At 57.9% G+C, this 4,608-nt stretch carries 3 protein-coding genes; all 3 read right to left on the reverse strand.

From position 1 onward, the window contains the following. Positions 1-494 precede the first annotated feature (494 nt). The gene (locus A3754_RS15395) at positions 495-1,343 is read right to left on the reverse strand and encodes a hypothetical protein (RefSeq protein ID WP_063520413.1); all 849 of its coding nucleotides are present in this window, start codon (positions 1,341-1,343) and stop codon (positions 495-497) included. Next, positions 1,340-1,906, reverse strand: coding sequence for a 1,6-anhydro-N-acetylmuramyl-L-alanine amidase AmpD (gene ampD, locus A3754_RS15400; RefSeq protein WP_063520414.1), 567 nt, complete (start codon positions 1,904-1,906; stop codon positions 1,340-1,342). Before ampD ends, A3754_RS15395 begins: the two co-directional genes overlap by 4 nt. 328 nt (positions 1,907-2,234) lie before the next feature. Further along, positions 2,235-4,490, reverse strand: a complete 2,256-nt coding sequence (locus tag A3754_RS15405; protein ID WP_063520415.1) for a DUF1631 domain-containing protein — start codon at positions 4,488-4,490, stop codon at positions 2,235-2,237. Positions 4,491-4,608: the final 118 nt, after the last annotated feature.

A 4,608-nucleotide genomic window follows, 5' to 3' on the forward strand; every position in this document is an offset into this window, starting at 1 on the left:
GTGTTGAGGTGGGTGCGATAAACGCCCTGCTCCTGGGCTTCGTTGGTAATGGCATCGAGTAGCCAGGCGGCCCGCTCGGGACCTTCCCGCTCGACCACGGATTCCAGGGCTTCGAGCCATTCCCGGGTTTCTGCGGGATCAACGTCGTCAAAAAAACTGCGTTTTTGCATGGGCTTGCGTCCTTTTTCGCGTTGCCATGCGCCGCCGCAGGATCACTGCAGCGGCGCTGAAAGAGGCCCAAGGGTGACTGGGCTTGAGACCTGAAGTCTCACGACACCGGTGGCTGGGGCATATCTGCCGATACCCCGGTGTTCGTTAATACTAGCGCCGTAGACCGGTTGGCGGTCAAGCTGGCCAGTGACGAAAAGAATCAGCCAGCACAGTATGTTGGCCATTTTTTCGGTTATTTCGCTATCGTGAACCCGATGCAGGAAAACCGGAATGCGACCAAGGTCGGTTCTATAGAAACGCTACTCACTCCAGCACGTTCACATTCACAGCAACATGATCCACAACGCGGCCATAATCAGCCAGATGGCCACACAGCGAAGCAGCAGGCCCTGCAATTCTTCCAGCTGGTCCATTGCCATATTCAGTGTGGCAGGGCGAGCCTCGCCGCCTTCTTCCTGTGCCACGTTAGCCACTGACAGCAGAAGTGAGTCAGAAGGTTGCAATTGCCACCAACTGCCGCGCATCCGGTTCATCACGGCGCTGAAATCGCCTGCCAATGCCATGCTGATAATCAACAGTTGCCGGGCGGGAAGAGTCAGCCAGTCATCCAGTGCGTGCTGCCAACCCAAGGTCTCTGATTCGCTACAGTGACGCCGCTGACGCTGCAGCCAGGCATGGTTCATGACCACCAGAAACGCCGCGCCGAACCCCAGCAACACCAGCCAGAAAATCGCCACAAACAAGCGTTCTTCCCGCGCCAGAATCTGCTCACTCAGTTGCTGGTGGTAGGCCGGGTCACCGGGCACGCCGTTAACGGAAAATTCGTCCGTGGCCAGGGCAGCAAACCCGTCCGGGTCATTCATGCGGCCGCGTACCAGCAACTCATCCACATGGCGAAACTCGCTGTGACTGCCCAGCAACCACAAGAGCAGCAATGTGCCCAGACCCAGCACCAATAACTGGCCCCAGAAACCGGACAACCAGCATGCGCCCCAGGCAATCAACACTGCAGGCAGCAGCACAGCCACCCACCACACCCGGCTTGGCTGGCCGATGCGGCTACCGCAGCGTTGCAACCAGCGCTGGTGACGTTCCTCACCGGCCAGCAGAGGCGACCAACCGGCGTCCATCCGGCGTAGCCCCATCACCACGATCAGAACAATAAACTTCATGCCGTTTGCTCCTTGAAATCCGCCAGCTGCTGGCGATAACGCAGCCAGTCAAACGCGGGCCCGGGATCGGTTTTTCTTCCCGGTGCAATATGTTCATGGCCGGTAATGCGGGCATCGGTAATCGCAGGATAGTGATGCTGCAAAAGCTGCGTCAGCGCAGCCAGCGTAGCGTACTGGGCGTTTTCGTAGGGGATGTTATCGGCCCCTTCCAGTTCGATACCGAGGGAGAAATCGTTGCAGTTTTCCCGCCCCTGAAACGTGGAGACGCCGGCATGCCAGGCTCGCTTATCGCACGGCACAAACTGTAGCAGGCCCCCGTCACGACGAATCAGAAAGTGGGACGACACCGTCAATTGGTGGATGGTTTCAAAATAGGGGTGATCCGCCGGGTTCAGGCCGTTTTGAAAAAACGCTTCGATATGGCCGCCGCCAAACTGGCTCGGCGGCAAACTGATGTTATGGATCACCAGCAACGAGATATCAGCCGGATCAGGGCGTTCATTAAAATTGGGGGATGGGCACCATTGCGCCTGATCGACACGATGTCCGGAAAGGGTAAGCACCCGCGCAAGCTCCCTAGAATCTGTTCATGATCTATACGCAACCGCGCCGGAGTCAATTTTTTCGCCAGGTCGTGATTGCGATTCTTTCGTGTAGTCATTCTACATAAATAAGCGCAATCGCGGGCTGGCGGCCTCTTTTCCTTAAAGAAAGGGGCCCGGCCCTTCGGGTTACCGCTAAAAATGGTGCCGTGCTGTGTTGCAGACCTTGAACTTGACCCGTCAGGCCCTGCGGTCCGCGCCTTGCCTGCCACCATTTTTAGCAGCAACGCGGCTGCGTATAGATCATCAACAGGTTCTTATGCCTGCGCCGGGATGAATACGGCAGGGGTTAGTGTTGCACGTTACCCTGCATGCGACGCAGATCGCCAATAACTGCTTCCAGAGCCCGGTCAAACAGGGCTCCCTCCTCAATGAGTTTAACAGTCCCGTTATGCAGGGCAACGGCCAGGGTGTAAGCAGAAAACTCCTGCACCTTGATACCGCGGCGGTTGGTAAACACCATTTTCACGCCGGCGCGGATGTTGGCCGCCAGCTTGGCGCGGCGAGGTTCGCCGTCATCCTGAATTTCAATCCACTGCCCGGGCGGCAGCTGGCTGCATTTCTTCACCAGGAAATGATTTTCCGGCAATTCCGGCACCGTTTCCGGCTGGACCGGCTCGGCGGGCTGCTCTGGCTCCACCGCCACCCGCTCCGTCTGCAGCCCCTTGAGCAGCTGCTGATGCACATCACGGAACTTAACCAGCAGCTGTTTGGTTTCCACCGCATCGTAGTTGATCTGGCTGAGGCCGCTGTGCAGGGTCTTGAGCAGCTTCGGACTCAGATCCTTCAGTTTTTCCAGGGCCGCTTGCTCCCGGTGTTCCAGCACACTCCAGACCACCGCATCGACTACCTTCACCTGCTGCTGCCACAATCCGCTATCTTCGCCTTCGCGCAGCCAGGTCAAGTACAACACCTGTTGCCAGCCCTGGCGCAGCAGGCGCACCACCACATCCGGCAGCTGCCGCCCGGCCATGCGCTTATCCAGCACCGCCACCACTTCGCTGCGGGCCTGCTCGGCACGGGCCTTGCCCTCTTCTGCTTCGCGAACCCGCTGTTCCACACGATCGGAACGGCTTTTCTGGTTATCGAAGAACTGCTGGAACTCCTGCAACAGCGAGGAGAACAGGCTGGCATCATCTTCGTAATCATCAATGATGCGGTGCACCGCCTGATTAATCCTCTGGTAGAGGTCGTCCTGGATACCCTGCTGCGGATCCCATTGGCTACCGGCCCGGGCCAGCATGTTCAGCAATAGGCGGGCTTCATGATTATCGTTGCTAAAAAAGGTTTTATCGATGATCGCCACTTTCAGCAGCGGGATCTGCAAGCGGCCAATTAACGCCTTGATTTCCGAGGGCAGGCCCTCGTCATCCAGAATGAAATCGAACAGCAGGGCCACCAGATTGATGACATCATCATCGGCCTGATCCAGGGCATGGATGGCCTCGCCGTGCTCATTGTCGAGCAGCTCGGACAGGTCCGTTTTCAGGTCGGCACGGTCTTCGCCTTCCTCCTCTCCGAGACTACGCTCTACCCGCTGCAGGCGGTTCAAGACGCCGAGCAGATCATCGGAGCTGACCTGATGCACAGACGCCGCGTTAGCCACCGGCGCGCCATTCATATAAGGCACCCCGTTCTGCATAACGGCCATGGCCGCCTCGCTGGCTACGCCCGGCGCGCCGCCTGCCCCACCATTACCCGGGCCTCCCTGCATGCCGCGCATGGTCACCAGCAATTCCTGCAATAAACCAAACATCTGATCGTTGCTGGGGCCGCCGACATTCCCTGACATCGGTATCCCACCGTCAGAACCCTGGCCCTGGCTCGCCAGTGAGCGGGAGCCGGGCTTGCGTGCCGGGGCGATAGGCGCAGACTTCATTTCCGGCAACACCCCGGCATCGATCAGCACCTTGTTGGCCTCACTGACCAGATAGCCGGTTTCGGCCATCACTTCCCGCTCGAACAGCTTGAGGATGATCAGACGGGCCTTGATATCCAACGACAGCTTTTCCAGCCCTTCGCTGAAACAGGCGACCAGCTGGCGGGGTTCCAACGGGTTGTTGTGTTCGTTCACTTCCCGTTTGCTTTCAAACAGGTATTCGATGCGATGACAGAGGACCTTTAGCTGCTCGTTACAGCCATTGCGGGCCCGGCGCGCCATGTTATCCAGCGCCACCGAGGTTTCCAGCTCATCCTCATTGACCAGCGTCAGGGAATCTAGGTCCACCGGCGTTTTTTCCAGTGTCTCGGTTTCCGGGGGCCGCGCCAGGGTTAGAAATTGATGATTGATGGCCTGCTTGAAACTGCCTATCAAGCCAGCACGCTGAATGCGCAGCTCACGCATGGCCTCGAAATAGCGCTCGCGCTCTCCGTCTGTCTCTTTCTCGGCAAGGTCGTACAATTTATCATCGGCACCATCCAGCATATCTCCCAGATAAGCCCCACTAAGGGAGAGATAGCGCGCACACATCTTCTCAAGCGGCCGCGGCATGCTGCCTGGCGCTGCTTTCCCGGAAACCGGCTTTAGCTGTGTGACCTTGGACATTGCTCCCCCGGCAGGCGAACCCGCGACAGGCTGGGTGAAATACATCAAAAACTAGGGTGTGTATGGCACCAACGCTTTAATACTTTAATACGCTATCATGCATCAAGGGTAAGAATTT

It is taken from the genome of Alcanivorax sp. HI0083, from assembly GCF_001635175.1.